This is a genomic window from Paenibacillus xylanilyticus (assembly GCF_013359935.1).
GTDB classification, from domain to species: Bacteria; Bacillota; Bacilli; order Paenibacillales; family Paenibacillaceae; genus Paenibacillus; species Paenibacillus xylanilyticus.
Genome location: NZ_JABMCB010000091.1, coordinates 1 through 1,165 on the forward strand (window position 1 = coordinate 1; position 1,165 = coordinate 1,165).

Annotated in this window: 2 protein-coding genes; both read left to right on the top strand. The window is 48.7% G+C overall.

From position 1 onward, the window contains the following. Positions 1-208 (top strand): CII family transcriptional regulator (locus HP552_RS00765; protein ID WP_032169596.1); only part of this gene is annotated, 208 nt, incomplete at its 5' end. A 32-nt stretch (positions 209-240) separates the two neighbouring features. After that, the gene (locus HP552_RS00770) at positions 241-1,140 is read left to right on the top strand and encodes a replication protein (protein ID WP_000185505.1); all 900 of its coding nucleotides are present in this window, start codon (positions 241-243) and stop codon (positions 1,138-1,140) included. Positions 1,141-1,165 lie beyond the last annotated feature (25 nt).

Sequence of the window (1,165 nt, forward strand, 5' to 3'; positions counted from 1 at the left end):
AGCGGAAGCTGTGGGCGTTGATAAGTCGCAGATCAGCAGGTGGAAGAGGGACTGGATTCCAAAGTTCTCAATGCTGCTTGCTGTTCTTGAATGGGGGGTCGTTGACGACGACATGGCTCGATTGGCGCGACAAGTTGCTGCGATTCTCACCAATAAAAAACGCCCGGCGGCAACCGAGCGTTCTGAACAAATCCAGATGGAGTTCTGAGGTCATTACTGGATCTATCAACAGGAGTCATTATGACAAATACAGCAAAAATACTCAACTTCGGCAGAGGTAACTTTGCCGGACAGGAGCGTAATGTGGCAGATCTCGATGATGGTTACGCCAGACTATCAAATATGCTGCTTGAGGCTTATTCGGGCGCAGATCTGACCAAGCGACAGTTTAAAGTGCTGCTTGCCATTCTGCGTAAAACCTATGGGTGGAATAAACCAATGGACAGAATCACCGATTCTCAACTTAGCGAGATTACAAAGTTACCTGTCAAACGGTGCAATGAAGCCAAGTTAGAACTCGTCAGAATGAATATTATCAAGCAGCAAGGCGGCATGTTTGGACCAAATAAAAACATCTCAGAATGGTGCATCCCTCAAAACGAGGGAAAATCCCCTAAAACGAGGGATAAAACATCCCTCAAATTGGGGGATTGCTATCCCTCAAAACAGGGGGACACAAAAGACACTATTACAAAAGAAAAAAGAAAAGATTATTCGTCAGAGAATTCTGGCGAATCCTCTGACCAGCCAGAAAACGACCTTTCTGTGGTGAAACCGGATGCTGCAATTCAGAGCGGCAGCAAGTGGGGGACAGCAGAAGACCTGACCGCCGCAGAGTGGATGTTTGACATGGTGAAGACTATCGCACCATCAGCCAGAAAACCGAATTTTGCTGGGTGGGCTAACGATATCCGCCTGATGCGTGAACGTGACGGACGTAACCACCGCGACATGTGTGTGCTGTTCCGCTGGGCATGCCAGGACAACTTCTGGTCCGGTAACGTGCTGAGCCCGGCCAAACTCCGCGATAAGTGGACCCAACTCGAAATCAACCGTAACAAGCAACAGGCAGGCGTGACAGCCAGCAAACCAAAACTCGACCTGACAAACACAGACTGGATTTACGGGGTGGATCTATGAAAAACATCGCCGCACAGATGGTTAA